The organism is Streptosporangium sp. NPDC000095 (assembly GCF_042899335.1).
Classification (GTDB): domain Bacteria; phylum Actinomycetota; class Actinomycetes; order Streptosporangiales; family Streptosporangiaceae; genus Streptosporangium.
This window is the reverse complement of record NZ_JBIAZS010000003.1, coordinates 292,299-318,804: the sequence shown is the minus strand read 5'-3', so window position 1 is coordinate 318,804 and position 26,506 is coordinate 292,299. Positions and strand designations below refer to the sequence as shown.

At 67.0% G+C, this 26,506-nt stretch carries 28 protein-coding genes and 1 riboswitch; of the genes, 12 read left to right on the top strand and 16 right to left on the bottom strand.

Annotated elements, in window-relative coordinates; all coding sequences use genetic code 11:
• Positions 1-70: 70 nt before the first annotated feature.
• Both ACFY3V_RS09755 and ACFY3V_RS09750 read left to right on the top strand, forming a co-directional pair.
• Positions 71-1,555, top strand: a complete 1,485-nt coding sequence (locus tag ACFY3V_RS09755) for a serine hydrolase (RefSeq protein ID WP_389771832.1) — start codon at positions 71-73, stop codon at positions 1,553-1,555.
• 48 nt (positions 1,556-1,603) lie between these two features.
• Positions 1,604-2,590 (top strand): pirin family protein, encoded by a 987-nt coding sequence (locus ACFY3V_RS09750; protein ID WP_350945240.1) that lies wholly within the window; start codon positions 1,604-1,606, stop codon positions 2,588-2,590.
• A gap of 33 nt (positions 2,591-2,623) precedes the next feature.
• On the opposite strand, the gene ACFY3V_RS09745 is transcribed toward ACFY3V_RS09750, so the two are convergent.
• From ACFY3V_RS09745 to ngcE, 6 genes are all read right to left on the bottom strand, one after another.
• Positions 2,624-3,199, bottom strand: coding sequence for a superoxide dismutase family protein (locus ACFY3V_RS09745; protein ID WP_350945239.1), 576 nt, complete (start codon positions 3,197-3,199; stop codon positions 2,624-2,626).
• Positions 3,200-3,329: 130 nt separating this feature from the next.
• Complete coding sequence (locus tag ACFY3V_RS09740) at positions 3,330-3,620, bottom strand: 4a-hydroxytetrahydrobiopterin dehydratase (protein WP_350945238.1); 291 nt, start codon at positions 3,618-3,620, stop codon at positions 3,330-3,332.
• The gene (locus ACFY3V_RS09735) at positions 3,607-4,209 is read right to left on the bottom strand and encodes a hypothetical protein (protein ID WP_389771827.1); all 603 of its coding nucleotides are present in this window, start codon (positions 4,207-4,209) and stop codon (positions 3,607-3,609) included. The genes ACFY3V_RS09740 and ACFY3V_RS09735 overlap by 14 nt, the downstream gene beginning before the upstream one ends.
• A 109-nt stretch (positions 4,210-4,318) precedes the next feature.
• The gene (locus tag ACFY3V_RS09730) at positions 4,319-5,236 is read right to left on the bottom strand and encodes a carbohydrate ABC transporter permease (RefSeq protein ID WP_389771824.1); all 918 of its coding nucleotides are present in this window, start codon (positions 5,234-5,236) and stop codon (positions 4,319-4,321) included.
• Positions 5,236-6,147: a sugar ABC transporter permease gene (locus ACFY3V_RS09725; protein ID WP_350945235.1), complete on the bottom strand. Its 912-nt coding sequence runs from the start codon at positions 6,145-6,147 to the stop codon at positions 5,236-5,238. The genes ACFY3V_RS09730 and ACFY3V_RS09725 overlap by 1 nt, the downstream gene beginning before the upstream one ends.
• A 6-nt stretch (positions 6,148-6,153) precedes the next feature.
• Positions 6,154-7,605, bottom strand: a complete 1,452-nt coding sequence (gene ngcE, locus ACFY3V_RS09720) for an N-acetylglucosamine/diacetylchitobiose ABC transporter substrate-binding protein (RefSeq protein ID WP_350945234.1) — start codon at positions 7,603-7,605, stop codon at positions 6,154-6,156.
• A gap of 331 nt (positions 7,606-7,936) precedes the next feature.
• Between ngcE and ACFY3V_RS09715 the strand changes: the two genes are divergently transcribed.
• From ACFY3V_RS09715 to ACFY3V_RS09690, 6 genes are all read left to right on the top strand, one after another.
• Complete coding sequence (locus tag ACFY3V_RS09715; RefSeq protein WP_350945233.1) at positions 7,937-8,584, top strand: class II aldolase/adducin family protein; 648 nt, start codon at positions 7,937-7,939, stop codon at positions 8,582-8,584.
• Positions 8,585-8,647: 63 nt separating this feature from the next.
• Positions 8,648-9,859 (top strand): DUF4032 domain-containing protein, encoded by a 1,212-nt coding sequence (locus ACFY3V_RS09710; protein WP_350945232.1) that lies wholly within the window; start codon positions 8,648-8,650, stop codon positions 9,857-9,859.
• 86 nt (positions 9,860-9,945) lie between these two features.
• Positions 9,946-10,392, top strand: a complete 447-nt coding sequence (locus ACFY3V_RS09705; RefSeq protein WP_362899724.1) for a roadblock/LC7 domain-containing protein — start codon at positions 9,946-9,948, stop codon at positions 10,390-10,392.
• Positions 10,393-10,396: 4 nt separating this feature from the next.
• Positions 10,397-11,299: a hypothetical protein gene (locus ACFY3V_RS09700; protein ID WP_389771817.1), complete on the top strand. Its 903-nt coding sequence runs from the start codon at positions 10,397-10,399 to the stop codon at positions 11,297-11,299.
• Between the two features lie 58 nt (positions 11,300-11,357).
• Positions 11,358-11,738: a roadblock/LC7 domain-containing protein gene (locus tag ACFY3V_RS09695; protein ID WP_350945229.1), complete on the top strand. Its 381-nt coding sequence runs from the start codon at positions 11,358-11,360 to the stop codon at positions 11,736-11,738.
• Positions 11,739-11,750: 12 nt separating this feature from the next.
• On the top strand, positions 11,751-12,122 hold the full coding sequence (locus tag ACFY3V_RS09690) for a hypothetical protein (RefSeq protein WP_350945228.1): 372 nt from the start codon (positions 11,751-11,753) through the stop codon (positions 12,120-12,122).
• Between the two features lie 177 nt (positions 12,123-12,299).
• On the opposite strand, the gene ACFY3V_RS09685 is transcribed toward ACFY3V_RS09690, so the two are convergent.
• The 3 genes from ACFY3V_RS09685 to ACFY3V_RS09675 all read right to left on the bottom strand — a co-directional run bounded on the left by ACFY3V_RS09685 (position 12,300) and on the right by ACFY3V_RS09675 (position 15,323).
• Positions 12,300-13,130: a hypothetical protein gene (locus ACFY3V_RS09685; protein WP_362926166.1), complete on the bottom strand. Its 831-nt coding sequence runs from the start codon at positions 13,128-13,130 to the stop codon at positions 12,300-12,302.
• Between the two features lie 250 nt (positions 13,131-13,380).
• A riboswitch (cyclic di-AMP (ydaO/yuaA leader) is annotated at positions 13,381-13,530 on the bottom strand.
• A gap of 380 nt (positions 13,531-13,910) precedes the next feature.
• A complete protein-coding gene (locus ACFY3V_RS09680) occupies positions 13,911-14,657 on the bottom strand; it encodes a DUF4253 domain-containing protein (RefSeq protein ID WP_350945226.1) in 747 nt (248 codons plus the stop codon).
• Between the two features lie 348 nt (positions 14,658-15,005).
• Positions 15,006-15,323 carry a hypothetical protein gene (locus tag ACFY3V_RS09675; RefSeq protein WP_350945225.1) on the bottom strand — a complete coding sequence of 106 codons (318 nt, stop codon included), beginning with the start codon at positions 15,321-15,323 and terminating at the stop codon, positions 15,006-15,008.
• 316 nt (positions 15,324-15,639) lie between these two features.
• Here ACFY3V_RS09675 and ACFY3V_RS09670 point away from each other — a divergent pair, with 316 nt between their 5' ends.
• Both ACFY3V_RS09670 and ACFY3V_RS09665 read left to right on the top strand, forming a co-directional pair.
• Complete coding sequence (locus tag ACFY3V_RS09670) at positions 15,640-15,924, top strand: antibiotic biosynthesis monooxygenase family protein (protein WP_350945224.1); 285 nt, start codon at positions 15,640-15,642, stop codon at positions 15,922-15,924.
• A 101-nt stretch (positions 15,925-16,025) separates the two neighbouring features.
• Positions 16,026-16,409, top strand: coding sequence for a DUF427 domain-containing protein (locus ACFY3V_RS09665; RefSeq protein ID WP_350945223.1), 384 nt, complete (start codon positions 16,026-16,028; stop codon positions 16,407-16,409).
• A gap of 119 nt (positions 16,410-16,528) precedes the next feature.
• On the opposite strand, the gene ACFY3V_RS09660 is transcribed toward ACFY3V_RS09665, so the two are convergent.
• The gene (locus tag ACFY3V_RS09660) at positions 16,529-16,975 is read right to left on the bottom strand and encodes an NUDIX domain-containing protein (RefSeq protein ID WP_389771808.1); all 447 of its coding nucleotides are present in this window, start codon (positions 16,973-16,975) and stop codon (positions 16,529-16,531) included.
• Between the two features lie 248 nt (positions 16,976-17,223).
• Between ACFY3V_RS09660 and ACFY3V_RS09655 the strand changes: the two genes are divergently transcribed.
• Positions 17,224-17,748 carry a GNAT family N-acetyltransferase gene (locus tag ACFY3V_RS09655; RefSeq protein ID WP_389771805.1) on the top strand — a complete coding sequence of 175 codons (525 nt, stop codon included), beginning with the start codon at positions 17,224-17,226 and terminating at the stop codon, positions 17,746-17,748.
• A gap of 164 nt (positions 17,749-17,912) precedes the next feature.
• Here the strand turns inward: ACFY3V_RS09655 and ACFY3V_RS09650 are convergent, their stop codons facing one another.
• The 6 genes from ACFY3V_RS09650 to ACFY3V_RS09625 form a co-directional block, all read right to left on the bottom strand.
• The gene (locus ACFY3V_RS09650) at positions 17,913-19,484 is read right to left on the bottom strand and encodes an N-6 DNA methylase (protein ID WP_389771803.1); all 1,572 of its coding nucleotides are present in this window, start codon (positions 19,482-19,484) and stop codon (positions 17,913-17,915) included.
• Complete coding sequence (locus ACFY3V_RS09645) at positions 19,481-20,914, bottom strand: restriction endonuclease subunit S (RefSeq protein ID WP_389771800.1); 1,434 nt, start codon at positions 20,912-20,914, stop codon at positions 19,481-19,483. Before ACFY3V_RS09645 ends, ACFY3V_RS09650 begins: the two co-directional genes overlap by 4 nt.
• On the bottom strand, positions 20,911-24,399 hold the full coding sequence (locus ACFY3V_RS09640) for a DEAD/DEAH box helicase family protein (RefSeq protein WP_389771797.1): 3,489 nt from the start codon (positions 24,397-24,399) through the stop codon (positions 20,911-20,913). The genes ACFY3V_RS09645 and ACFY3V_RS09640 overlap by 4 nt, the downstream gene beginning before the upstream one ends.
• Positions 24,400-24,619: 220 nt before the next feature.
• Entirely contained in the window at positions 24,620-24,826 is a 207-nt protein-coding gene (locus ACFY3V_RS09635) for a DUF397 domain-containing protein (RefSeq protein WP_389771794.1), read from the bottom strand.
• Between the two features lie 43 nt (positions 24,827-24,869).
• A complete protein-coding gene (locus ACFY3V_RS09630; RefSeq protein WP_389771791.1) occupies positions 24,870-25,076 on the bottom strand; it encodes a DUF397 domain-containing protein in 207 nt (68 codons plus the stop codon).
• Entirely contained in the window at positions 25,067-25,894 is an 828-nt protein-coding gene (locus ACFY3V_RS09625) for a helix-turn-helix domain-containing protein (protein WP_389771788.1), read from the bottom strand. Before ACFY3V_RS09625 ends, ACFY3V_RS09630 begins: the two co-directional genes overlap by 10 nt.
• Positions 25,895-26,117: 223 nt before the next feature.
• Between ACFY3V_RS09625 and ACFY3V_RS09620 the strand changes: the two genes are divergently transcribed.
• Positions 26,118-26,471, top strand: coding sequence for a hypothetical protein (locus tag ACFY3V_RS09620; protein WP_389771785.1), 354 nt, complete (start codon positions 26,118-26,120; stop codon positions 26,469-26,471).
• The last annotated feature ends 35 nt before the right edge of the window (positions 26,472-26,506 follow it).

Sequence of the window (26,506 nt, the reverse complement as noted above, 5' to 3'; positions counted from 1 at the left end):
CTTTCTAGTTTCGGATGAGGGCCATCGGGGAGATGGCCGCAACGCCGGAGACCATCAGAAGGAGAACCTCATGCGGTTGCCGTTCCGATCGAAGCGCCTGCTCGCCGTCGCCGTCGCCGTCACGGCCGTTCCGGCGACGGCCCTGCCACTGGCCGTCCCCGCCTCAGCGGTCACGGAGGTGGTCACGGAGGTGGTCACCGGGGGAGCGGCCACCTCCGTGACCACCGCGGGGACGGTCGCGTCAGGAGCGGTCACGGCCGAGACGACCACGTCGGGAACGGTTACGGCCGGAGGCGTTCTCGCCGAGCCGGAGATCCCCGACAGCCCCGCCGGCCGGCAGTTGCGCTGGTTCCTCGGCGCGCCCGACCGGGCACCGCTCTCGGAGAGCGAGCTCGGGGTGCATCTCAACTCCGGCTACCTCTCGTCGCTCACGGTCAACGGCGTCAACGCCTTCCTGCAGGCGTCGAAGGGGTTCCGCCTGGAGAAGCTGACCAGGGAGACGCCGTCCGCGCTGGCCGGGACCGGGGCGATCGGCGAGCAGGCGTTCGTCCTGCAGCTCGGTGTGGACGGCGACGGGAAGATCAACCTGCTCGGGCTGACGCCTCCGGAGCCCTCCGTACCCGCCGCTCCCAAAAACTGGAAGCAGCTCGACGCCCGGCTCCGCGAGGTCGCACCGCGCGTGGGCTTCCTCTCCGCCGAGATCGACTCGCGGGGCAGGTGCGACGTCGCGCACGCCGTGGCGCCGGACACGGTCCGGCCGTTGGGCTCGATCTTCAAGCTGTACGTGCTGGGCGCCGTGGCCGAGAAGGTCCGCGACGGCAAGCTGAGCTGGAACACCAAGCTCACGATCAAGCCCGAGTGGAAGAGCCTGGGCGAGGACGGGCTGACGGGCCGTCCGGACGGCGGCACCACCACGGTGAAGGAGGCCGCCAAGCTGATGATCTCGATCAGCGACAACACCGCCACCGACATCCTGATCCACACGGTCGGCCGCAAGGCGGTGGAGGCGAAGGTACGGCAGTGGTCGAGCCACGCCACCCGGAACATCCCCCTCCTCACCACGCGCGAGGTCTTCCTGCTCAAGGGCGTGAACCACCCGGCGCAGGCCCGCGCCTACCTGGCACTCGACACCGCGGGCAGGCGCGCCTACCTCAAGGACACGGTCGCCGGACAGTCGCTGTCGGACATCGTGCTCTGGCAGAAGCCCAGGGAGATCGACACTCTGGAGTGGTTCGGCTCGCCCCGTGACGTCTGCCGCGCCTACGCCGGGCTCCTCAAGCTGGGAGGCAAGCAGGTGAGCGCGGTGATGTCGGCCAACGACGTCGGGATCAAGCTCGACAGGAAGAAGTGGCCGGTGGTCTGGGCCAAGGGCGGTTCGGAGCCGGGGGTCCTCGACCTGTCGTACCTGGCACGCTCTGCCAACGGGAGGACCTATGTCGTGACCGCGCTGACCAGCGACCCCGCCGGCGCGCTGGACGAGCGGGTCGCGACCCCCGAACTGATCTCGCTGAGCCGGGGCGGCTTCGCGTTGGCCGACCCGGCAAGGAATAGTTGAAACATCAACCGAGTTGTCACCGGCGAACATCGCAGGAAGGAATCCAAGATGCCCGCCGTGACCGTTGAGAACCCGTTGACCCTGCCCCGCCTGCCGCAGCCGTTGAACGCGACCCGCGAGCGCCAGGTGCTGGCCGTCACCACCGCGCCGAGCGGATTCGAGGGAGAGGGATTCCCGGTCCGCAAGGCACTCGCGACGATCAAGTCCCAGTATCTCGACCCGTTCATCATGATGGACCAGATGGGCGAGGTCGACTACGCGCCGGGCGAGCCCAAGGGCACCCCCTGGCACCCGCACCGGGGCTTCGAGACCGTCACCTACATGATCGACGGCGTGATGGACCACGCCGACTCGCACGGCGGCGGCGGCACGATCTCCGACGGCGACACGCAGTGGATGACGGCCGGCGGTGGCATCCTGCACAAGGAGGCTCCCCCGGAGTGGCTGGTCGCCAAGGGCGGCCTGTTCCACGGGATCCAGCTCTGGGTCAACCTGCCGGGCAAGGAGAAGATGGTCGCGCCGAAGTATCAGGACATCGGCAGGACCAACGTCGTCCTTCTCAGCAGCCACGACGGCGGAGCGCTGGTCCGCCTCATCGCGGGCGAGGTCGGCGAGTTCACCGGCCCCGGCTCCACCCGGACGCCGATCACCCTGCTGCACGCCTCCCTCAGCCCCGGTTCCCAGCTGACGCTCCCCTGGCGCAAGGATTTCAACGCGCTCGCGTACGTCCTGTCGGGACGCGGCACCGTCGGCGGCGACCGGCAGCCGATCGAGTCGGGTCAGCTGGCCGTCTTCGACGGCTTCGGCAACCTGCCCGGGCTGGGCACCGACGGCGAGTCCATCACGCTCTCGGCCGCCGGTACGCAGGAGAGCCGTAGCCCCAACCTGGAGGTCATCGTGCTCGGCGGCCGTCCGATCGGCGAGCCGGTGGCGCACTACGGGCCGTTCGTGATGAACACCCAGGCGGAGCTGGCCAAGGCGTTCGAGGACTACCAGGCGGGCCGCCTCGGCACCATCCCCGCCGGCCACGCCTGAGCGCGGTCCGGCACCGACCATCCGGTGCCGGGCTTAGCGCTCGACGAGGGTGACGCAGGCGACGCGAAGACCGGCCGCGCCGGCCTCAGGACCCGTGCTGCGGGTGGGCTCGGCGTGGATCACGAGCGACCTGGGGAGCCGCCCGGGGACGAGCGCCCAGTCCTGGGTGGCGGTGCCGGTGGCGACGCCCTGGGCGTCGGTGGTGAAGTCGAGCCAGACCTCGTTCTCGGCGCTCGCGTGGGTGTGGGAGTGCTGGTAGTGCGGCCCGGCGTCCTCCGGTTTGAAGCCGCACGGGTTGACGTGCAGGTGCGCCCCGTACGTGCGCCCGGGGAGCATGCCCTTCACGGTGACCGTGGCGGTGGCGAGCACCGCCCCGGACTCCACGTTGACCTGTGCCCAGGCTCCCGGCGGCACCAGCCGGGTGTCGTAGACGATGGCGGAGGCGCGCGGCGCCGGATCGGTGAACGTGCCGCCCCCGACGAGACGCATCTCGCGGGCGCCCGGGGTGGCCGACGCCACGGCCGGGCCGCGCCCGGCCGGATCGGCGGCCTGATCACCGCAGCCCGCGCAGAGCAGAGCCACGGCGGCGAGAACTCCCATGATGCGCATCCACGATCTCCTTGAGCGGCCGGAGAAGAGCAGAGCCCACCATATCGAGTAATCATATGATCACTCTTGGTATTGACCGCTCTCGGCCATGCCGCCGGGAAGCGCGAGACGTGATCGGCGCGGGAGCGGTTCAGGCGTTGGCCGAGGCGATCTCGTCGATGCGGGCGGCCAGGGTGAAGTCGAGTTCCGTCAGGCCGCCCGCGCTGTGTGTGCTGAGCGCCAGGTGGAGGGTGCGCCAGCGGATGTCGATGTCGGGGTGGTGGTCGAGCTTCTCGGCCTCCACCGCGATCTCGTCCACGATGCGGATCGCGGTCGGGAAGTCGGTGGCGTTGATCGTGCGGCGGATCTCGTCGCCCTCGCGCCGCCACTCGGGCAGGCCGGTCAGCCGAGCGTCCACCGTGGAGTCGTCAAGCAGGTTCATCCCCCCAGGAGATCATGTCTCCGGCGAGGACACCAAGCCTGGGCAGGCTTCCGGCGCGTCTGGCCATGGCCATGATGCCCTGGGCCATGGAGGTCGCGTGGCTGGCCTGGTCGAGGAGAGGCTCCAGCTCGGGCAGCAGTTCGGGCAGCCCGGCGAGGCTCCACTCGTGCCAGCCCGACAGGCGGGTGCCCCCGCTGTCGGGGTCCTCGGCGCGGTAGGCGGCCAGGATCGGGCACTCGCGGTTGATGCGGAGCAGCCATCGCTCGATGTCGGCGTTGAACGCGGCGATCCGGGAGGGGGCGGCGTACAGCCAGCCGTCGTCGCCGATGCGGTCGGACTCGCCGTCGGCGAGCGGGTAGGTGCGGACCACCGTGCCGTGCAGGAGCAGGCCGCTCGCCACCATGAGCTGGCGGCCCTCGCACCAGTCGATCGCCCCGCGCAGGGGCGCCGGGACGGTGTCGACGATGACCGCGCGCTGGGAGCTGCTGGGCTGACGGGCGAAGCGTACGTGCACCTCGGCCCACATGTAGTAACTCGCCTCCCCCGCGCCGAAGAAGGGGAAGGGGAAATCCTGGTCGGGGTGGGCCATGTGTCGGGTTCTCCACGGGAGAAGGGGACAGGAGTCGTTCCGAATATGAACGACTCCCGACGACGCCCCCGGGATTACTCGCCGAGACCGTTTATTTGACCGGATCCGGTCATTTGACGGCGCCCGAGGTCAGACCCGACTGGATCTGGCGCTGGAAGATGATGTAAATGATCATGACGGGGATGATGGCCATGCTCAGCGCGGCGAACAGCCCCGGCCAGTCGGCCTCGTACCCGGCGCTGGTGGAGATGTTGGCGACGCCCTGGGTGATCAGCCACTTGTCCTCGACGTTGCCCGACAGCAGCACGATCGGCAGAAGATACTGGTTCCACTGGCCCAGGATGTTGAAGATCGTGATGCTGATCAGCCCCGGCCTCGCCATCGGCACCATGATCTGGAAGAACGTCCGGGTGTGCGAGCAGCCGTCCATCATCGCCGCCTCGGCCACCGAGGTGGGCAGCGTCTTGAAGAACGCCGACAGGAAGAAGACGGTGAACGGCAGCGAGTAGGCGATGTAGACGAGGATCAGCCCGAAGTGGGTGTCGATCAGGCCGAGGTTTCTCACCACGAAGAAGAGCGGGACCAGCGCGAGGAAGACCGGGAAGGTCATCCCCGAGACGAACAGGAAGTAGATGAACCTGTTGCCGGGGAAGGTGTAGCGCGCCAGCACGTACGCGGCCATCGAGCCGAGCAGCATGGTGCCCGCCGTGCTGCACGCCACCACGAAGACGGTGTTCAGCATGTACTGGCCGATGTGGGCCTTCTCCCAGGCCCGCCCCCAGGCGTCCCAGCCGAACGTGGCGGGGAGCGTGATCGCGTCCCCGAAGATCTCGGTGTTGGTCTTGAAGGAGGACAGGAACGTCCAGAGGATCGGGCCGACGATCAGGATCGCCCAGACCAGCAGCGCGACGTGGGAGAGCGCACCGAAGATCCCGAGCGGGTTTCTCACCCGGCGCCCGGCGCGCGCGGGGGCGGCGGGGCGGGTGGCGTCGGGCTTGTGAGCCGTGTCCGTGGGAGGCGCAGCCATCAGAACTCGATCCTCTCGCGCCGGGTCACGCGCAGGGTGAGGGCGGCGAACGTGATGGTCATGAAGAACAGCGCCACGCCCATCGCCGAGGCGTAGCCGAACTTGGAGAAGTTGAACGCCGTACGCCAGATCTCCAGCGGGAGCACCGTGGTGGAGTTGTCGGGCCCGCCGCGGTCGACCGAGAGGACCTGGACCAGGGCGAAGGCGTCGAACGCGGCGATGCCGAGATAGACCCAGGCGACCTGCATGGTGTCCCACAGCAGCGGGATCGTGATCCTGAAGAACAGGGTGAACCGGCCCGCGCCGTCGAGCGCGGCGGCCTCGAACACGTCCTTGGGGATGGAGGACATGCCGGCCGAGAACAGGACCACGTAGAAACCGACGGCCTGCCAGACCATCACCGCGATGATCGACATCAGGGCGATGTCCGGGTCGATGAGCCAGCCGACCGGCTCGATGCCGACCTTGCCGAGCAGGCCGTTGATCACGCCGGTCCCGTCCGGGCGGTAGATCGCCTGGAAGAGCACGCCGACGATGGCGACGGCCAGGACCTGGGGCAGGAAGAAGATCACCCGATAGACCTTCGAACCCCAGATCCCGGTCATCCGCCCGTCCCGCTGCCCGCCGCTCAGGTTGAGCAGGAAGGCGAAGAACAGGGCGATCACGATCGTGACCAGCGGCATGACAAGCAGCAGAACACCGTGGTGCCGCACCGCGGCCCAGAAGACCTCGTCCTCGAAGAGCCTGGTGAAGTTCTCCAGGCCGATGAACTGAGGGTTCGCCGAGATGCCCTTCCAGTTGGTCATCGAGATCTGGAAAGCCTGGATGTACGGGCTGATCACGAAGACCACGTAGAGGAGGACCGGCGCGGCGAGAAAGCCGACGATGAACGGATACTTGCCCTGCCGCATCGGGAGCTACACCGTCCGTTCCTGCTTGGTGATGGACGAGTCGGCCTTGGTCTTGTCGGCGGCCTTCTGCACCTTCTCGCAGAACTCGTCGGCGGAGATGCGGCCGAACATCAGCGCGTTGGTCTGCTTGCGCAGCTCGGTCTCGAACTCCTTGTACCAGTTCTCGAAGCTGCTGAAGGTGACGATGTTCTGGCCGGCGGCGGTCTGCGCGGCGCTGAGGCTCGCGTTGCCCGGTGACAGTTCCAGGCCGTCGGCGGCCCCGGTCACGACGGTGATGTTGCCCGACTTCTCGGTGAAGCCGCGCGCACCCTCCTTGGAGAGCATGATGCGCAGATACTCCAGGCCGCCCTTGGGGTTCTTGCCCTTGGCGGGGACGATGTAGGCCTCGCCGGCCGCGGCGCGGATGGCCTCGAACGGCATCTTGTCGGCGGCGGTGACGCTGGGGGTGGGCGTCAGCGCGTACTTGAAGGTGTCGGGGGTCTGTTCCTTCTGCTCGTTCTCCAGCCAGGAGCCCGACGGGTACAGCGCGATCTTGCCCTGGTTCTGGCGGAGCTGCACCTCGGTGTGGATGAGGCCCTCGAAGGACTTGTCCATGTATTTGGCGATCTCGGCCCAGGCTGCGGCGGACTGCTTCATCGCGTCGCGCTGCCAGACGCCGTCGGCGAGGTTGTCGACGTCGATGAGGATCTGGTTGCCCTCGATCTTCGCGGCGGAGATGAGGATCATCCAGTACATGTAGTAGGAGGCGTTCTTGCCCGCGTACGCGAAGGGGGTGATCCCCGCCGCCTTCGCCGTCTCGGCGAAGGTCTTGAACTCGTCGAAGGTCTTGGGCGGGGTCCAGCCGTTCTTCTCGAACAGCGCGGAGTCGTACCAGAGGCCGTACGCGGAGAAGACGTAGTTCATCAGGTAGGGCTTGCCGTCGATGAGGCCGGACTCGACGGTGCCCGGCGCGACCATGTCGCGCACCTTCTTGCTCGGGTCGTCGATGGAGGGGGCGTCCCACAGCTCGGTGAGCTCCAGGAGCTGGCCCTCCTGCTGCAGGGCGCCGTTGTCCATCAGGTCGGTGCCGGAGTTGGCGATCATGTCGGGGACGTCGCCGCCGGCGAACCTCGGCTGCAGGGTCTGGGCGATCTGCTGGGTGGCGACGTGCTTGATCTGGGCCTGCGGGAACGCCTTCTTGTACAGCGGCTCGTGGACCTCGGTGGCGTAGCTGTCGCCCAGGCCGCCCTTGAAGATGACGACCTCGAGCGGCGCGTCGGCGGCGACGCCGAACGGGTTCGCCGCGGAGACCGCGCCGCTCGCGGAGGGTGCCGCGGAGGCGGCGGGGGCCGGGCCGCCGCCGGTGGCGCAGGCGGTGAGCATCCCTGCGCCGGGGCCGGCGATCAGAGCGGTCATGCCGATCCGGCGGAGCATCTGCCGCCGGGTGATATCTCCGGGCGTACTGGCCGATGTGGACATGTAACCCTCCTGCACGGGGGATCAATTAGGAAAGTTTCCTAAACGTTTGCCCGAAGGTACGTATCCCTGGAGCCCACCGTCAAGGGCCCGCATCCGGTCTAGACCGAGCCGTGATGTCCTCGCGACCTATCCGGTAGCAACCAAACGCCAGGGAAGTGCTATCCGGCAACGAAACAGCACATAGCGGTCTAAATTCCTCTACCAACCGTTGACGCACGACCGCCGGAGAGGTAGAGGAACCCTACTCGCCGACCGCCGACAGGCGGCAACCGGTCTAGACCAGATAATGAAGGTTTGCCGCCCGGTACCGCAACCCCCTACTTTTGACGACATGTTGCTGGCCGAGCAGCGCCGCCTGCTGTGTGAGTACGGCCATCGGGCCGCCACGACCGGACTGGTCGTCGGGACCGCGGGAAATCTCAGCGTCCGCGTGGGCGACCTGGTCGCCGTGACACCCGGCGGCGTCTCCCTCGACCGGCTGGAGCCCGAGGCCTGCCCGGTCGTCGACATCGAGGGACACCTCGTCGAGGGCGATCTGCGGCCGTCGTCGGAGACCCCCATGCACCTCGCGGTCTACGCGACCACCGGCGCCGGCGCCGTCGTGCACACCCACTCCGTCTTCGGCACCGTGGTCGCCACGACCATGAGCGAGCTGCCGCCGATTCACTACAACGTCCTGCTGCTCGGCGGGACCGTGCGGGTCGCCGAGTACGCCACCTACGGCACCCCCGAGCTCGCCGCCTCCGTCAGGGCCGCGCTCAAGGACAGGCGTGCCGCGTTGATGGCCAACCACGGCGGGGTCACGATCGGCGACGACCTGGACGGCGCCTTCGAGGCGACCAGGTTGCTGGAGTGGCTCTGCGAGGTCTACGTGCGGGCCAGGAGCGTCGGCGAGCCCCGCGTGCTCACCGAGGAGCAGCTCGCCTCGGTGGTCCGGCGCGCCCTCGACCCGCCCGCCTTTCCCCGCCGCGAGGACTGAGCGCGGCGCGACCACCTGCCCGTCCTGCACACCGCCGGACCACCCATCGCGAGGACTGACCCCATGCCCCTGCAGCTCACCGGCGCGCCGAGCGATCCGGACCTCATCCGCCTGCCCTGGGACGTCCCGCTGGAGCAGTGGCCCGAGCACCGCCTGGTCTCCCTGCCCCGGGGCATCTCCCGGCACGTGGTGCGCTTCGCCCGCCTGTCGGGCAAGGTGTACGCGATCAAGGAGATCAGCGAGTACTACGCCAAGCGCGAGTATCGCCTGCTGTGGGACCTGAGCCGGATGGACACCCCGTCCGTCGAGCCGGTCGCCGTGGTCACCGGGCGGACCGGCGCGGACGGCGAGCCGCTCGACTCCGCGCTCATCACCCAGCACCTGCAGTTCTCGCTGCCCTACCGCGCGGTCATGTCGGGGACGGTCCGCCCGGAGACGCTCAACCGGCTGCTCGACGCCCTCGCCGTGCTGCTCGTACGACTGCACCTCAGCGGCTTCTACTGGGGCGACTGCTCGCTGTCGAACGTCCTGTTCCGCCGGGACGCGGGCTCCTTCGCCGCCTATCTGGTCGACGCCGAGACGGGCGAGCTGCACCCCATGATCAGCGAGGGGCAGCGGCTGTACGACATCGAGGTGGCGCACACCAACATCTTCGGCGAGATGCTCGACCTGGAGGCGGGCGGGCTGCTGCACTCCTCCATCGACCCCGAGCAGGTCGCCGACTCGGTCTGCCGCCGCTACCACCGTCTGTGGGGCGAGCTCACCTCCGACGAGATCATCGAGGAGGTCGACTGGCACATGATCGACCAGCGGATCCGCCGGCTGAACTCCCTGGGGTTCGACGTCGCGGAGATGATGGTCCGCCGCAAGGCGGGCACCGGGCGGCTCATCGTCCGGCCCAAGGTCGTGGACGCCGGGCACCACCAGCGCAGGCTGTTGCGGCTCACCGGCCTGGACGTGGAGGAGAACCAGGCCAGACGCCTCCTCAACGACCTCGACTCCTTCCGCGTGTCACACGGCCTTCGCCACGAGGACGAGGCGATCGTGGCCCACCGCTGGCTCGCCGAGGTCTTCCAGCCCACGGTGCTGGCCGTCCCCCTCCAGATGCGGGGCAAGCTGGAGCCCGCGCAGTTCTTCCACGAGGTGCTCGACCACCGCTGGTACATGTCGGAGGAGGCCGGGACCGATGTCGGCCTGCCCGCCGCAGTGAATTCCTATGTGAAGAACATTCTCATTTTCAAGCCGGACGAAAAGGCACTCATCGCCGAGGACTAAAGGGTTGATTTCCACCCGGGGTGCATAACTTCCCCTCGGGGTGGTGAATCCTCCCCCTTCTCCCATCAAAGCCCCAGCCGGAGAGAGTGGTTTCCGAGGCTTTTCCCTACGCTGACCGGGCGACGTTCGAAGTCGTCGGCAAGGGAGAGCACGTGCTCGGAATCGAAGACTGCCTCACCGAGGTAATGGCCATCCCCGGGGCCCTGGACGCGATTCTCATCGATCAGACCAGCGGAACCGCGGTGGCCGCCGGCGGTGCGAGCCGCCATGCCGACGTGGAGAGGTCGGCCGCGGGGCTGAGCGAGACCCTGCGCGCGACGCTCGACGGGCTCGCCGTCACCGTGCCCGGCGGCACGGTCCGGATCAACGACATGATCGTGACCACGGACGGCGGACACCATTTACTGAAGCCGCTGGAAACGCCGTTCGACGGCCCGCTCGTCATTTACGTCAGGCTCGATCCGGAACGCTCGAACCTGGCACTGGCCCGCCACCGCCTCCAGGCCCTTTCCGGCCGTCTGATATCGACGTGAGCCCGTGCCCAGCGTCGAGAACATCCTCAGCGGACTCGCCGGCGACCACGCCACCGGATCCCTGCGACTCGGCAAGGCGGGGGTCATCTACCTCACCGACGGCCGGGTGACCTACGCCGAGAGCGCGTCCGCCCCTCGGCTGGAGGACCTGCTGGGTGCCCGCCGCGGCATATCCGCCCATGCCGTACGGCAGATCAGGCAGGCCACCACCCGCCGGCGACCGGACCCCGCGCTCCCTCCCGGGCCGCAGGAGTCGCGGAAGTCGCGGGAGCCCCAGCCGACGGGGGGCGAGCGGCTGATCGCCCAGGGCCTGCTCACCAGGGGTGAGCTGGAGTTCTGCGTGCTCAGCACGGTGCTCGACGCCGCGTACTTCCTGCTGCGGGCCACCGGGCACCGGCCCAGGTTCCGGCGGGGGGAGCTGCACTGGCTCGGACCGCAGTGGTACTTCGACGCGACCGGCCTGCTCCGGGAGTGCGAGCGGAGGAAGGCGCAGTTGGAACAGATCTGGCCGTCCGCGGAGCTGGACACGCTCCCGGTCGTCCCGGTGGAGCGTATCGGCGCCCACCGGGTGGTGCTGAGCGCACTCCAGTGGGAGGTGCTCGTCGGCGCCGACTCCGTCGCGACCCCGGCCGAGCTGGCGCGCAAACTGGGCCGTCCCGCGTACTCGGTGCTGCTCGCCGTACGACAGCTCGCCTCCTCCGGGCTGCTCCGCGTCCCGGAGCCCGGTCCGGCCGAGGCCCCCGCCGCCCCGGACCCGCTGCCCAGGCGGACGAAGGGCGCCACGGAGATCCCGGCGGCCGGGACGGGCTCCGTGGAGACGTCGGAGTGGATCCCCAGGGCGAACGGGGACCCGGCCGACGTCAACCTGCTCATCCGGCTCAGGAACGCATTGGAGGCAATGACTTGAGCCCGGTCACATGCCGATAAGGCTACGGACGCTGAAGTTGATCGGAAGGAGGATGCCGGTGGAACTGCGCGAGGAGATACGCCGTGAGATGGCGATGCTGCGAGAACGCGTACCCGACGTGGACGGGAGCATCGCGTGCAGTGTCGACGGCCTGACGATAGCCAGCGACCTGAGAAACGACGTCGAGCAGACGGGCGCGCTCTCCTCCGCGGTGCTCGCCCTGAGCCGCCGGATGACGGGCATCGCCGGCAAGGGCGCCTTCGAGGAGACGCTCATCTCCGGAACCAACGGCTACGCGGCGTTCTACGCCGCCGGACCCAAGATCGTTCTCACAGTCCTGGCACGCCCGGGGACCAATCTCGGGCTGCTCAGGCTGGAGGGCCGCAGAACGGCGGACCGACTCGCCGCCGTCAGCTCACGCACATCGATATCCCAGTGATCGGAGACAGTAATGGGCAACATGGACATCTCGCTCAAGGAGATGATGGCGATCGACGGTGCCATCGGCGCGGTCGTCGTCGACTACAACAGCGGGATGGCGCTCGGCGCGCTCGGCGGGTCCAAGGACCTCGACCTCCAGGTCGCGGCCGCGGGTAACACCGAGGTCGTCAGGGCGAAGATGCGGACCATGGAGTCGCTCGGCCTCAAGGACGGCATCGAGGACATCCTCATCACGCTCGGCACGCAGTATCACGTGATCCGCCCGATCTCGGGCCGGAGCGGTAAAGGGCTGTTCCTCTACCTGGCCCTCGACCGGAACCGGGCCAACCTCGCACTCGCCCGGCACAGCCTGCGCGGCATCGAGGAGAAGCTCGAAGTCTGACCCTTTGGTTCGCGGTCCGCGCCCCGGCAGGCGCGGACCGCACCGGAACCCTCGGCGTTTCGAGGATGGTTCTTCCCGATGGCCGCGCCGCCGGGGACGGTGACGGCTCTTTTTGGCCGCCACACCGTCGGAGCCGGTGACGAGGACCGTCTCTGCCCGGTGGCCGCGCCGTCGGGGTCAGTTCTCCTCTGCGGCCACGCCGCCGGGGACGTACTCGGAGACATGCTCGACCATCACCTTGGGCTTGCCGAGCCAGGGTCGCGCCTCCGCGCTCACCAGCTGGGTCTGCAGGCCGATGCCCAGCTTCCTCGCCATCGCGAAGACGGTCGTCGGCGGCTGGGCCGGGTTGGTGTCCCTGCGGTTCCACGCGCCGGTGGAGAACGCGACCGGGTGGTTCTTGATCCCCGTGCCGCCGCCCCACTTGGTGACGACGTACTGGATGTCGATGTGGCCCATGCCACCGTTGCCGTCCACGCCGAGCGTGCCGGCGTTGAACGTGCCGCCGGTCAGGTCGGCGAAGGTCTTGGCGTCGATGTCGATCATGATGCCCTGGTTGGAGGGGTTACCCGGGCCGCGGTCGCCGACGAAGAACTTCGCCTTCTTGCCCTTGTAGAGGATGTATCCCTCGGTGAACAGGGGCCAGCTCGGGCTGGCGATCATGCCCTTCTGCATCGGCTTGCCGCTGGCGGGAAGTCCGGTGTCACCGGCCCGGCCCGAGGAGTCGTCCCAGAAGTAGGAGGCCGTGGTCGCGCCCTGGAGGAGAACGGCCTCGGTACCGGCGGGCGCGCCCGCCGCCGGGTCGTTCGCGAGGCGGGTGGAGGCGGGGGCCGCGGAGGCGGGGGCCGCGGAGGCGGGGAGCGCGAGGGCGACACCGCCGGAGACGAGGAGGCTCGCGGCGGTGAGGGCCGCGGCGAGGCCGCGCCCGAGGGAGGTGTTCCTGTACGGGGATCGCTCGCCCGGACAGGGCGTGTTCAGGTCGTTCTTGTGCATACCAAAGGAGGGGTGCATGGAGAAATGGCTCTTTCGCGAGGGAACGGGGCGGCCAGGTGCGAACACCGAAGGGGTGCACTGGCGGGGACGCGCTCATCGGAAAAGGTGGCGTAGCCGGATCAGCCGATCGCTACGCGGAGCACGGTCCTGAAGGTGCCACGATCAGGCGCGGCGGCGAGGTCGAGGGGACGGGGGGCGGCGTTGAAGTTCAGGTGGTCGGTGCCGACAGGGGGTCCACCGACGTGGTGACGCGGTGATCCATGAGGGGATCTCCTCTCCATCTCGTCTACCGGGTTAGCTGACGGGTTCGGGCGGTGGAGTTGCCCTACCGCCGCGCGTTCGCGGCGGATTCACCCCGGAAAATTGGTTCCCCGGCTCCGGAGCCCTGCGGGCCCTCGGGATTCGACGTCGGCCGGCCGCCTCCTCTTGTGAAGGGCAGGTCGCCAACCGATAACAGTGGACACTACCCACCAAACCGGACAAAGCAAAGCAAACACCATGAAAAACCCAGAAGATCTACCTACAAGCTTCAAGGAAGCCCCATCGATCGCCCCGCCAGGTCGGCACCCGCCCTACCAGCGAGAACGCCTTCCCCAACCCGGCATCCGCCGCGAGAACCCCCGCCCCGGACCCGTACGAGGGCCTTCCCACCGGCGGCCGGCACCCCCGCCCGCGGGACGAAGCTCCTCCCCCGAGACCCACACAGGGCCTCCTCACCGGGGGGTCGACAGCCCATCGCGGGCCCCTCACCGAGACCCGCACGGGATCTCCCCCACCCCGCGGGTCATCCCCGTCCGGTCAGTCCCACCAGAACGACCAGGCGTTCCTGCCCTTGATCTGCTCGGCGTAGTCGACGAGGGTCCCCGCTCCCTGGATGATGCTGTCGGGGCAGAACGTCCAGTGTTCCGCCGCGACGTGCAGGGCGTGCTCGGAGGTCGTCGGCGGCGCGGCGACGCTGAGGTCGAGGGTGTTGAACCCCATTCCGACCACCCGCACCCCGAACCTCTCCTCCCAGCTCCGTACGACGGCCGCGAGCGGGACCATCCACTCGTTGTGGTTCAGGGCGCCCTGCCAGCCCATCACGGCCAGGGCGTCGGCCCCGCGCTCCACCGCGACGAGCCCGAGCGGGGTCCTGCGCTCGGCCACCAGCCCGGCGTACCAGTCGGCGACCACACCGGGATCGGCGGCGAGCCTTCCCGCCGGCGCCGGGCCCGGACACTCGGGACCGTAGGGATCGAGGAGTTCGAGCTGGTCCAGGGTCGCCCTCTCGATCCAGTCGGACCACACCTCGGCCATGAACGCGGCGGCGTTGTAGTTGTCGATCTGAGCGGCGGTGTCGGGGGCGATCTGACCCGCCGACCAGGGCTGGACGGAGTCCTCCAGCAGGACCGGCCACAGGCCCGACTGCTCGTGCTGAGCCCTCAACCGGGCCCAGTACTCACCGGAGACCGTCACCTCACTCAGCCAGAACGCCGGACGGCGACGGACCGCGAGCTGAGCGTAACCGGGGTCGGGCCACACCACGTCCCCCGGCGGCAACTCCACCGAGAGCCTCCTGCCCCCGCCTCCCCCGTCCCCCTCGCCTTCGTGGGCTCCTTCTCCCCCATCGGCGAACAACTGGCCCAGAACTGGCGGGAGTCTCTCACGCTCGCAATCGCTCATCTCTACCGATCCGATCCTGACCACGGATCAATTTTGGCCTGTCAACCACCCCGAGGGACAGTTCTGCCCTGGTCCAGGCAAAAATTATCGGTACAGAGAGGAACGAAGCCGAGCGGGTGCCACCCCTCCACGCCCGACGAATGCTCAACGAGGCCGTTCGGGGCCGCACGTCACGTCCGCGAGGGCGCCGTGAGTCTCGGGGGTAATGGACAGGCCCGCGAAGCCGGAGAGCTAGGGCTCGAAGAGCACCAGGGGATGGCGCCGCGTCATCTCCAGGACCACGCGGCACACCTCCCCCGCCCGTGGGAAGACCGCGTTCATCAGCACGAAGTCCTCCCCCACGGTGAGCGGCTCGGACCACGGTGAGGCGCCGTAGTTCTCGACGGTCAGGTCGGGGAAGAGCGCCGTCAACTCCTCGTAGAAGGCCGCCACCTCCGGGCGCGGCTCACCGGGCGCGGCTCCGCTCTCGTCCCAGGCGAGATATCGAAGAAGGGCCTCCCGCGCGGTGATCGGTCCGGCCGCGAACCAGACTCCGAGATCAAAGCTCACACCATGTCCTCGTCGTCCTCGTCGTCCTCGTCGTCCTCGTCGTCCTCGTCGTCCTCGTCGTCGCCTGCCCAGCCGTCGAATCCTACGTGCCCGGCGGACACCTGATATGCGCGAACCGTACGGAAAGGTCGACGCCCGAGATGCGCGACCGGCGCGGAAGGATCGACGTCTGGAATGCGCGACCGGCGCGGAGGACGGACACCTTTATATACGCGGCCGACGAGGAGGGGGCGCGGTGGGCCAGGACAACGCGAAAAGGGGGCACGCGTGTCCATGAGCGAGGCTAAATGTCGGTGGCGGGCCGTACCCTGCCAGCGTGATCATTATCTCCGGCTGGATCCGTGTCGACCCCGATGCCCGTGACGACTACCTCAAGGGATGCGTGAGCGTGATCGAGCAGGCCCGCGCCGCGTCCGGCTGCCTCGACTTCACACTCGGCGCCGACCTCGTCGACACCGGCCGGATCAACGTCTACGAGCGATGGGAGTCGGAGGAGACCCTCGACGCCTTCCGGGGTTCCGGGCCGAGCGACGGCCAGGAGACGATGATCCGCGACGCCGAGGTGTCTCGCTACCAGATCTCCGGCGTCGGCCCCGCCTGAGCGGGAGGCGACAGATCTCCCCTCCACCGGGGAGGGGGACGGCGACGCGGTTCAGGGTCCGGGGTCCGGCAGACTGGATATGACAGAAAGGGGTTCTCGTCATGACCGACAAGCCCATCCTGGAGCCCAGCCCCAGTCACCCGATCACGATCACGCCGAACCCGGCCCGGATCGTCGTCTCGGTGGCCGGCCGGGTGGTCGCCGACTCGCGGAGCGCGTTGACACTGCGGGAGGCGGCGTACCCGCCGGTGCAGTACATCCCGATCACCGACGTCGACCGCTCGCTGCTGGAGCGGACCGACACCGCCACCTACTGTCCTTTCAAGGGCGACGCGAGTTACTACACCGTCACGGTGGACGGGAAGCAGGCGGTGGACGCGGTGTGGTTCTACGAGTCGCCGCATCCGGCCGTCGCCGAGATCAAGGACCATGTCGCCTTCTATCCCGACCGGGTCGACTCCATCGTCGAGGAACCGGCCGCCTGAGCGTCTCCCGGCGCGAGTGCGCCGGGAGACCCATCGATCAGAAGACTGCGTGCAGCCGAATCGCCTTCGAGATGCTCGCTCGACACCAGGCAGGACACAACCCAGATCGGGAACCAGACCTATTTGCGGTGAATGAGGAGGCGATGTGCCTCCTGCATTTCTTTCGGCAGATCGTGTGGCGCGAACCATCTCGCCTCCAGGATCTCGAAGTCGTCGAGCTTGAGCGTTCCACCGACGAGCTCGGCCTCGTACGCCACCTCCAGGCGGAGCCTGTAGCCGCTCTTGAGCTGCACGAGCTCTCCGACGTCGACCTTCAGGCCGGTCTCCTCGCGCACCTCGCGGCGGACCGTGTCCTCGAAGGTCTCCGACCTGTTCGCACACCCGGTGGGCAACCCCCACTGCCTGCCCATCGGCCAGAAACGATGCTTCAGCAGAAGCACGTTGCCGTCCGCGTCACGGACGATCCCGGTCACCCCGACCGTGAACTTGGCGTGCCGGAGCCAGAGGATGCGCCACTGGAGCGAACCGTTGACGAGCCTCCAGAGCCGGACGATCAGCTTCTTCACGGTAGGTCCCATCTACGGGTCGGCGCCTGTCTGAAGGCTGGACGCTATCGGGAAAAGACGACGCGGCGCCGCCGGTTGGCCCCGTCTCGTACGAGACCGCCGACGGTTCGATCGGGTTCGCCCCGCTGAACATCCGGCACCTGACCGGGAGGTCTCCGTCGTGGGCCGACAGTCCCCCGCCACGGACCGGGATCGCCGTTCGGCGAAACCGATCGACTCCCCAAGTTTGATCACGTTAGCGTGGCCGCATGCTCGAACCGCGCACCGACCGTCTCCTGCTCCGCCAGTGGCGAGACTCCGACCTGGCCCCCTGGGCCGCGATGAACGCCGACCCCGAGGTCAGGGAACACTTCCCGGACCTGCTGACACATGAGCAGAGTGCCGCCTTCCTCACCCGCATCCAGGAAGAAATCAGCAGGCGGGGCTACGGGTGGTGGGCGGTGGAGGTCGTGGCGACCGGTGAGTTCATCGGCTTCACCGGCCTGAATCCGGTCGAGGGCATGCCGTTCACCGGCGTGGAGATCGGCTGGCGGCTGGCGCGCTCGGCATGGGGCCACGGCTACGCCACCGAGGCCGCCCTGGCCTGCCTGACCTTCGGTTTCGAGACCCTCGAACTGCCGGAGATCGCCGCAATGGCGACCACCACCAACCTGCGGTCCCACGCGGTGATGCGCCGGATCGGCATGACCCGCGACCCCGACGCCGACTTCGACCACCCGAACGTGCCCGAGGGGCCGCTACGCCGGCATGTGCTGTACCGGATTCGCCGATGAGGCGCTGGAGATCGGCCACCTGGCGAGGTTAACGCCGCTCACCGCGCGAGGTGCCGTGTCCAACGCGCTCACCACGTCAGTGTGGGCAGTCCCTTCCGGTCGTCGCAAGCACGGACGGAGATCCGCAGCGAGGTCGCAGCCGGGCGGCGCGGGTGGCGAATCTGTCATTCGTCCAATGGACTCTTCGAGTCTCGGAGGGCGGCGCGGGCCTGGAGCGCTTCGGCGATGGCGGCGAACTCGCTGAGGGCGGCCTCCAGGTCGTCGACGATCTCCTGAGCGATGATCTCGGGAGGCTGGAGCGCGTCGGCGTCCTCCAGGCTCGGGTCCTTGAGCCAGAAGATGTCCAGGTTGCACTTGTCGCGGGCGACCAGCTCGTCATAGCCGAACTTCCGGAAGCGTTCCGTCTCCACCCGCTCGTCGGGTGACTTACCCGGCAGGTAGGAGTCGACGAAGTCCTGAAGGTGCTCGCGGCGGAGCGGGTTCTGCTTGAGGGTGAAGTGCTGTGCGGTACGGAAGTCGTACACCCACAGGTTCTTCGTCCAGGGCTCCTCGCTGGCCGGCTTCCGGTCGAAGAAGAGCACGTTCGCCTTGACCCCTCCGGCGTAGAAGATGCCGGTGGGCAGCCGGAGCAGGGTGTGGACGTCATACTCCTTGAGCAGCCTGCGGCGGATCCCCTCCCCAGCGCCGCCCTCGAAGAGCACGTTGTCGGGGAGGACCACGGCGGCACGGCCGTGGATCTCCATCAGCCGGGCGATGTGCTGGACGAAGTTCAGCTGCTTGTTGGTGGTGGTCTCCCAGAAGTCCTGCCGGTCGTACGAGATGTCGTCCCGGGTCGCCTTGCCGTCCATGCCCATCACGGTGATCGAGGACTTCTTGCCGAACGGCGGGTTGGCCAGCACCAGGGAGGCACGGAGGGACGGTGGCATGGCGAGCGCGTCACGTGTCTCGATGGGCGACGGCCCGTCCGCCTGGCACATGCCGTGCAGCAGCATGTTCATCGCGGCCAGCCGGGCGGTGCCGTCGACCAGTTCGATCCCCCGGAACGCCTCGCCATGGGTGAGACGGTGCCGCTGACCGGGGGTCAGGTCCTTGTGGTGCCTGCGGATGTAGTCGTTGGCGGCAAGCAGGAAGCCGCCGGTGCCGCAGGCCGGGTCGATGATCGTGTCACCGGGGGTCGGTTGCGCGCAGTCGACGATCGCCGTGATCAAGGAACGCGGGGTGAAGTACTGCCCGGCGCCGGACTTGACGTCCGTCGCGCTCCGGGCGAGCAGCTGCTCGTAGGCGTCACCCTTGACGTCGGTGCCATGCTGCCCCCAGGTCTCGTTGTCCATGAGGTCAACGATTAGCTTCCTGAGCAGCGCGGGCTCCTGCACCTTGTTCTGAGCCTTACGGAAGATCAACCCAAGGGTGTCCTCCTGCTTGCCCATCTCGGTGAGCGCGTCCCGGTACGCCTCCTCCAGCTTCCCGCCGCTCAGATTCTTGAGGATCTCCCAGCTGATCCCCTCGGGCAGGATCTGACCACCGCCGAGACTCGCGGGCAGCTTGGCCCGCTCGTCGGCCATCTTGAGGAAGAGCAGGTAGGTGAGCTGTTCGATGTAGTCGATCGCCGACACACCCGAGTCGCGGAGCACGTCGCAGTAGCTCCACATCTTGTCCGCTAGCCGCCGCGCCTCCGCCTGCCGCCGCGCCTCGGCCTGCCGCTCGGCCTGGTCGCCGTCGGGCATGGTCGTCGTCACAGCAGTTCTCCCTGCTCGTAGGTGGTGGGGGTACGGCCAGCGTCCGGCCATTCGGTACGGGTTGCGGCGAGTGAGGTTTTCGGCTTTGCGCGGCGTGCGCGGGTGGTTTTGGAATGTTGAGCTTGTTCGGCTTTGATCCGTGCGAGCAGCTCGGAGGCGGGCTCGTCTGCTGGATCCTGCGGCAGGAGCCGTCCCACAAAAGCTTCTTTCAGAAGAGACCTCCGTAGCGCGTTGCTTCGTTGCCTCGCGTCGCCCATCTCCCGCTCAACGACATCAAGATGGGAGCGCCAACGCTGTGCCTCGGCAAGAAGGCTGTGCTGAACGTCCAAAGGTGGAACAGGTATCTGTATCGCTTTTATTTTAGCTGTGCTCAACGTGTGTAGCCCGCTCGTCGAGCTGGCAACCTTACGAAGCTGGGTTTTTGTCGCTGGAGCATTCCATACAAGCTCCAGATATCTTGGATTCAGATCAGAATGCGGCCGCACTCTGATCAAATGATTCTGATGAACACAATCCGGAATCTCGCCATGCCACATTGCTGCACGCCCAACCTGGTCAGGACTTCCATTACCCTCGACCACCAGAAGATCTCCGAAATCGAGCTTAAAGCGCTCTATCTCTCCGTAAAAAAGTTCAACCTCGTGAACATCGTTTAGATCTAGCCCTCCTCTTGAAACATTCGCTACACGCAGAAAAGGAAATTTATTCTTCACGGGTCGACGTTTCTGCTGCTTTTGGATCCCACCTTGAACGCTAGCAACATCGCCAACCGCCCTGACATTGAAGCCAGCATCACGGCCAGCTATTCTGCCACCCACAACACCATTCAAAACTGATTGCCATAGAGCCTTAGCTCGTTCCATTGACTGATCAATGGCTTTATCACCAGCATCAAGATGAGAGACATCACTTTCGAAAGCTGCGGCAATCCTCCGCTGCTCAGCTGGCGGCGGCAAAGGGATCGGCAGCTTCTTAATTGCACCAAGCCCTAGCCTTGGACGCCCCACGCCTTTTATCAACGAAGCGGCATGGCTTCGACTCTCAGGCGACATGAGCGCATAGAGGACCCAACGAGTGTCGACATCCGGATGTATGCGAGCCCGAATACAATCCGCCTTGACAATGGCAGGCCCTATGTCGGGCACAATACAGACCCGAGGTAGGACTTCACCCAGAGACGCTAGTAGCAGATCTCCTGCCTGAACCTCATGAGCGCGTAGTTCTTCAAAATATTCGCTACTGATGTAAGCACGTTCATCACGAAATACACCATCGCCGATATTTTGGAGGCGAATGACACGAGCCCCATGTGCCGTGTAGTGCTTGGATGCAAGCTTGGACCCGAAAGGACCATCAGTGATCGCTCGAGGTTCGGCAGCGAGCAAATCTTCCAGCGTTGTCCATTCCCAGCCGGGGGGAAGGTCGGTCACGCGGTCAACTCCCTATTGAGTTCTTCGAGGATGGTTTCTGCGCGGCTGCCGAAGGCGGCGGCGAAGCCGTAGGGGCCGCCGCGCTGGTCGAAAGGCATGCCGTGCAGGTCTTCGGCGGTGATCTCGATGCTGGTGGCGATCACGCTCACGATGCCGTCGAGATACCAGCGCTGTTCCGGGGTGAAGGTCACCCCGGCGCGCTCCTGGTCCGCCCGCCAGGCGGTGTAACGCTCTTCGATGATCGACCGGAAGGGCCGGATCTCCGTGTCTACACCGAGTTCGCGGCGGAGCAGGGAGACCAGGTCGGTGACCGCGGCCTCCCCCTCGCCGAGGGACGGCGCATGGCCCAACTTCTCGTACGACTTCCAGAGGAAGTCGACGTTGTAGACGTTCGGCAGTCGCTTCACCCGGTCGGCCAGGTCCTGGAGCTGCGGGTACGACAGCCGGGTCCCGCTGCCGTGGCGGAGCTGCTGGACGATCACCTCGTCCTGGTTCTCGGCCAGGAACTGGCGGAAGGACTTGACCGCCTCCTCCGCACGGTCCGCACCCTCGGCCGAGATCAGTACGTCGACCGAGATCTCGTCGATGAGCGTGTCGTGCTGACGACGGATGTCGAGGATGCGCCGACGTAGCTCGGGGTTGGCGACGAGCGGGGCGACCGCCTCACGAAGGCGTCGCTGGATCGCCCTGTCGCCGCCCTCGTCCCTGGCCTTGATCAGCTCGTCGGTGTCGACGGCCTCGACGAGCCCACGGACAATGTCGCGCAGTGTGGTGCCCTGGGCCACGCGTGCGATCTCGCCGCGCTCGTCGTCCCCCATCTCCATGTCGAGCCTGGCGAGCCGGGACGCGAGGGCGGCGGTCTCGTTCTCGTCGATCGAGAGGTTGGCCGCCTTGGCGAGCAGCTTCTCCAGGCTGACCCCCGGGCTCCGGTCGAGCGGTCGCGCGTCGCAGAGCGGGCTGTCGGTGACACCGACCGCGTCGATCAGCAGGAAGCGGTCCTTGTGCCGGGCCGTACGGTCGGGGTTGACCTGCCGAAACTCGGTCTCGTCGACGGTACGGGCGCCACGGCCCTTCATCTGCTCGAAGTAGACGGCACTCTGCACGCCGCGCATGAAGAACACGATCTCCAGGGGCCGTACGTCGGTCCCGGTCGCGATCATGTCGACGGTCACCGCGATCCGCAGCTCGGGGCTGGTACGGAAGAGCTGGAGCAGCTTCTTCGGGTCGTTGCCCAGCTCTCTCGACTTGTAGGTGATCTTCGCGGCGAAGTCGTTGCCCTTGCCGAAGACCTCCCGGACGATCTGCACGATGTCGTCGGCGTGCTCGTCGCTCTTGGCGAAGATGAGCGTCTTGGGAACGGAGGTGCGGTCGGCGTACTGCTCGGGGAGGACCTTGTCGCGGAAGGTCTTGAGCACCAGCCGGATCTGGTCCTTGGCCACCACCGAGCGGCCGATCTGCTGACCGGAGTAGGTGAGGTCGTCCTGAAGCTCCTCGTAGCGCTGCATCCGGGTGCGACGGTCCCGGAACGGGACGACGGTGCGGGTGCCTTCCTCGTCGAGGGCCGGGATGCTGCTGCCGCTCTCGCTGATCTTCGTGCGGATCCGGTAGATGTCGTAGTCGACGTTGACCCCGTCGGCGACGGCCTGCTCGTAGGTGTACTCCGAAGTCAGGTTCTGGTCGAAGAAGCCGAGTGTCTGCGCGGTGGGCGTGGCGGTGAGGCCGACGATCGGCGCGTCGAAGTAGTCGAGCACCGCCCGCCACTTGCCGTAGATCGACCGGTGGCACTCGTCCACGATGATCAGGTCGAAGGTCTCCGGTGGGAGCTCCTGGTTGTAGCGCGCGTCCACCGGCCGATCGGGCACATAGCCGTCGATCTGCGGGTCGTCGTCATCGGACGGAAGCTGCTCACCGCGCAGCGCGAGGTCGAGCCGCTGGATGGTCGTGATCACGACCTCCGTCGAGCCCAGCACCACCCCACCGGCGAGCCGCTGGATGTTGTACAGCTCCGAGAGCTTCCTACCGTCGTCGGGCGTGGTGTAGTTGCGGAACTCCCCCACCGCCTGGTCGCCGAGGTTGTTCCGGTCGACCAGGAAGAGCACCCGCCGTGCGCCCGCGTGCTTGAGCAGCCGGTACGTCTGGGTGACGGCGGCGAACGTCTTCCCGGCACCGGTGGCCATCTGGACGAGGGCACGGGGAAGATCCAGGCTCAGCGAGGTCTCGACCCCGTTGACCGCGTCGATCTGGGCGGGGCGGAGTCCGGCCTCGACCAGCGCGGGCAGCTGCCGGATCCGCGCACGGAAGGTCTGTGCCTCCGGCCGCTCGTCGGCCTCGGTCATCCAGGCGGCGATGGTCTCCGGGCGGTGGAAGGAGAAGACCCCCCGGGACCGAGGGTCGGGGTCGAGGCCGTTGGTGAAACGGGTCTCCACGCCCGTGCTCTCGTAGCGGAACGGCAGTGGGATGTTCCGGCGCCAGGTCGCCATCGCGTACTCCTGGGGAAGCGCGGTGGCGTACCCGGCGCTCTGCCACTCCACCCCGGTGAGCGAGGTGCCCTCCCGCTTCGCCTCGATCACGCCGACGAGCATGCCGTCGACGTAGAGGGCGTAGTCGGAGCTGCCCTTGGTGAAGGTGAACTCCCGTACGGCGACCCCGGTGCCGGCCAGCGGGTTGAGCTGGTCGCGATCCTGGACGATCCACCCGGCCTCGCGGAGCATCCGATCGATCTCCCGGCGGGCCTGCACCTCGTTGAGCGGCTTCGGCGCGCGGGCCTGCTCGATGAAGAGCCTGCGCCTGCGGAGGGAGACCTTCTGCTGCTCCCGCTCTTCGAACGCCGACCTGAGCTCCGCCTCGGTGCCCCGCAGCGCTTCGAGTCGCGTGGCCAGCCGGTCGCGTTCGGCCTTGATGCGGGCGAGCTCGTCCTCCGCCCTCGCCCTCGCCTCCAGGGCCGCCTGGGCGTGCGAACGCTTACCGTCCAGAACGAGCCGCGCCTCGACGAGCTCCCGCTTGTAGCGTTCGAGGTCCTCGCGGAGCTGGCCGGTGACGTCGACCGGCGGCTGAGGCGGTACGAAGGTGATGACCCGGCGGTCGCCGGTGATGGCGCGGTGCAGCAGCAGGCCGAGCTGGAAACACTTGTTCAGCGCGTCGAGGGCGGATCGGGAGTCGGCGTAGTGCTCATGAACGGCCCTGTTTCCGATCCTGCGGATGTCGTGAAAGGCGTCCGCGCCGCTCCTGAGGATGACGCCGTTCTCGGAGAGGACCTTGATCCTGGTCTCCAGCCGGTTGTCATGGGACACCGGGATGCCGGTCCTGCGCATCATGACCGTGGTCAGAACCTCGATGAACTGACGGCACTTGACCAGGGCACCGTTGGGGTCGGTGAAGACGGACGTCTCGGCGCCCGTTCCGTACACCACGAGCAGCGGCTCATGCGCGAGCAGAAACCCGAAGTTGGGAGACCCTCCGGCCAGTCCCTCGATCCCACCGCTCATTCATCCTCGCAGACGCCCGACCTCAACAAAGCCTTGCAGAATATCTGAAATCACTCTTTGCGCAACACGTTTCCTCGGACTTCTTATCCCGGCTCGTCCCGAGACCGTTACTGGACGCACAAAACCCCCGACCGGTTGACCGATCGGGGGTTGCGATAGCAAAAAGGACGAAATCCTATTCGCCATTAAGGGATAACCGAAAACGGTTCAATCCCGGCAATCAGCTCAGAGGGTCGAAGTCTCCCGCCTTGACGCCACGAACGAAGGACCGCCACCCGGTGGAGGCGAAGAGCAGGTGGGGGCCGTGCGGGTCCTTGCTGTCACGGACCGCGACCGCGCCAGGCAGGTTGGCGGCGACCTCGACACACTGAGCACCGTTGTCGCCGGAGAGCGACGACTTCCGCCATACCGCAGCACTCAGATCCATTGCTGTCTCCTTCCTGCGAGCGATTCCCATGCCTCCGGAGCGATCAGACCAGGCGGTCGAACTCCCCTGACTTGATGCCGCCGACGAAAGCTCGCCACTCGCCGGAGGTGAAGAGCAGGTTGGGGCCGTGCGGGTCCTTGCTGTCGCGGACCGCCACGGCACCGGGCAGGTTGACGGCTACCTCGACACACTGGCCACCATTCGATCCAGAACGGGACGACTTCCGCCAAACGGCCGTGCTCAGATCCATTCCTGTCTCACTTCCTCGATCATTTTGAGGGACATGTGGTCAGGATAAGCCCATCGTCGTATCGCTTCATAGCGACTCCATATCGAGGATACAACTTTAGGATCAGCCGAAATTTGCCCATCTGCGGGAGAATCGATATGGATAGTGTCAGGCTGACCATTTGGGAGCTCTGCGATCATGAAAGCGCCCAGCAAGCCCATCAGACAGCGCTGATCGACGAGCTGGATGGAGATGTTGGGGCGCTGAGTGACCTCCAACAGATAACCAAGCTGTTCGCGCATTACCTCTGCGGACCCCACCGGACGGCGTAGCACTCCCATATCGATGAGAGACAGGAACATAGGAGAGTCATCCTCATCGAGAAGCTGTCGACGCTGCATGCGCGCTTGGACACGCTCGTCCACTTGCTGAGGGGTCATCCGTGGTTCTTGGCTAAGCACCTGGTGTGCGTAGGACTCGGTCTGCAGGAGACCGGGGATGAGCAGCGGATCCCACGAGCGCATGACGAGGGCGAACGGCTCGATCTCCTTGGTCCAGCTCATGAACCAGACCGGGCCACCGTGACGGGCGACGATATGTTGGCGCATGTCCACGAAGTACGTGCTGCCGTCTGAGCCGAAGAGGATGTCCAGGCGTTCGGCGTCGGACTTGGACGGGGTGCGGGCGGCGCTCTCCAGGCGGCTCACTTGAGTCTGGGTGCAGCCGAGACGTCTGCCCACGGCGGCCTGGGAGAGCTGGGCGGCCTCGCGCAGGCGGCGCATCTCGGCGCCGAAGCGCGCGCGGGGGGAGCCCGGGTCCGGGGGGATCTCGTCGCTCATCGCATTCCTCCTGAAATAGAGAAAAACGGATTTTTAGTTATAGCGGCGATTCCAGGCCCTGGTATGCGGAAACCCTCGCCAGACATTCCAGAGCATCCACCGGGGTGTCAATCCAGCCATGAATCCACCTGCCACGCGGGCAATCTAATCACACGTCCTCTCGATCCGACAGGACGAAAAAGAAAGCATCCTCATACTTTTAAATCAGGGACGAGAACGAGTTATGAATGATCAGAACGGCGACCTTTCGCGCCTCGGTCGTGTTCACCGTACGCATCCGGAGGACAGAAGCGTCACGGCGATCGAGCGGCGTGCGCGATTCATTCATCTGACCCGGCTCAGCTGGGATCTGCACGGCCTCGGAGTGTGCACCTCGCTGGTCCTTCCGGTGGCCGGGCAGCCGATTCTGGAGATCCGGACGGGCACGGCACTGGTCAGGGTCACCGTCGTCCGGCGCCACTGCGGCTGGGCGTTCGTCTGGCGGCCCTGGTGGGCGCGGCTGTGGCAGCGCGGCGAATGGGTCTGGGCGGAAGCCGACAACGCGGCCGACATGATCATGTCGGCGGTGACCGCATGAGGTCCGAGCCGGAGGCGTCGGGGGAAGAGAGCGAC

What these genes read in the sequence shown, in the direction of transcription:
- ACFY3V_RS09625 (WP_389771788.1), bottom strand. Translation starts at nt 25,894, where the DNA reads ATGAGCGACGAGATCCCCCCGGACCCGGGCTCCCCCCGCGCGCGCTTC.
- ACFY3V_RS09635 (WP_389771794.1), bottom strand. Translation starts at nt 24,826, where the DNA reads ATGGATCTGAGTGCTGCGGTATGGCGGAAGTCGTCGCTCTCCGGCGAC.
- ACFY3V_RS09745 (WP_350945239.1), bottom strand. Translation starts at nt 3,199, where the DNA reads ATGCGCATCATGGGAGTTCTCGCCGCCGTGGCTCTGCTCTGCGCGGGC.
- ACFY3V_RS09730 (WP_389771824.1), bottom strand. Translation starts at nt 5,236, where the DNA reads ATGGCTGCGCCTCCCACGGACACGGCTCACAAGCCCGACGCCACCCGC.
- ACFY3V_RS09750 (WP_350945240.1), top strand. Translation starts at nt 1,604, where the DNA reads ATGCCCGCCGTGACCGTTGAGAACCCGTTGACCCTGCCCCGCCTGCCG.
- ACFY3V_RS09715 (WP_350945233.1), top strand. Translation starts at nt 7,937, where the DNA reads ATGTTGCTGGCCGAGCAGCGCCGCCTGCTGTGTGAGTACGGCCATCGG.
- ACFY3V_RS09710 (WP_350945232.1), top strand. Translation starts at nt 8,648, where the DNA reads ATGCCCCTGCAGCTCACCGGCGCGCCGAGCGATCCGGACCTCATCCGC.
- ACFY3V_RS09740 (WP_350945238.1), bottom strand. Translation starts at nt 3,620, where the DNA reads ATGAACCTGCTTGACGACTCCACGGTGGACGCTCGGCTGACCGGCCTG.
- ACFY3V_RS09630 (WP_389771791.1), bottom strand. Translation starts at nt 25,076, where the DNA reads ATGGATCTGAGCACGGCCGTTTGGCGGAAGTCGTCCCGTTCTGGATCG.
- ngcE (WP_350945234.1), bottom strand. Translation starts at nt 7,605, where the DNA reads ATGTCCACATCGGCCAGTACGCCCGGAGATATCACCCGGCGGCAGATG.
- ACFY3V_RS09725 (WP_350945235.1), bottom strand. Translation starts at nt 6,147, where the DNA reads ATGCGGCAGGGCAAGTATCCGTTCATCGTCGGCTTTCTCGCCGCGCCG.
- ACFY3V_RS09640 (WP_389771797.1), bottom strand. Translation starts at nt 24,399, where the DNA reads ATGAGCGGTGGGATCGAGGGACTGGCCGGAGGGTCTCCCAACTTCGGG.
- ACFY3V_RS09690 (WP_350945228.1), top strand. Translation starts at nt 11,751, where the DNA reads ATGGGCAACATGGACATCTCGCTCAAGGAGATGATGGCGATCGACGGT.
- ACFY3V_RS09665 (WP_350945223.1), top strand. Translation starts at nt 16,026, where the DNA reads ATGACCGACAAGCCCATCCTGGAGCCCAGCCCCAGTCACCCGATCACG.
- ACFY3V_RS09735 (WP_389771827.1), bottom strand. Translation starts at nt 4,209, where the DNA reads ATGGCCCACCCCGACCAGGATTTCCCCTTCCCCTTCTTCGGCGCGGGG.
- ACFY3V_RS09620 (WP_389771785.1), top strand. Translation starts at nt 26,118, where the DNA reads ATGAATGATCAGAACGGCGACCTTTCGCGCCTCGGTCGTGTTCACCGT.
- ACFY3V_RS09755 (WP_389771832.1), top strand. Translation starts at nt 71, where the DNA reads ATGCGGTTGCCGTTCCGATCGAAGCGCCTGCTCGCCGTCGCCGTCGCC.
- ACFY3V_RS09685 (WP_362926166.1), bottom strand. Translation starts at nt 13,130, where the DNA reads ATGCACCCCTCCTTTGGTATGCACAAGAACGACCTGAACACGCCCTGT.
- ACFY3V_RS09655 (WP_389771805.1), top strand. Translation starts at nt 17,224, where the DNA reads ATGCTCGAACCGCGCACCGACCGTCTCCTGCTCCGCCAGTGGCGAGAC.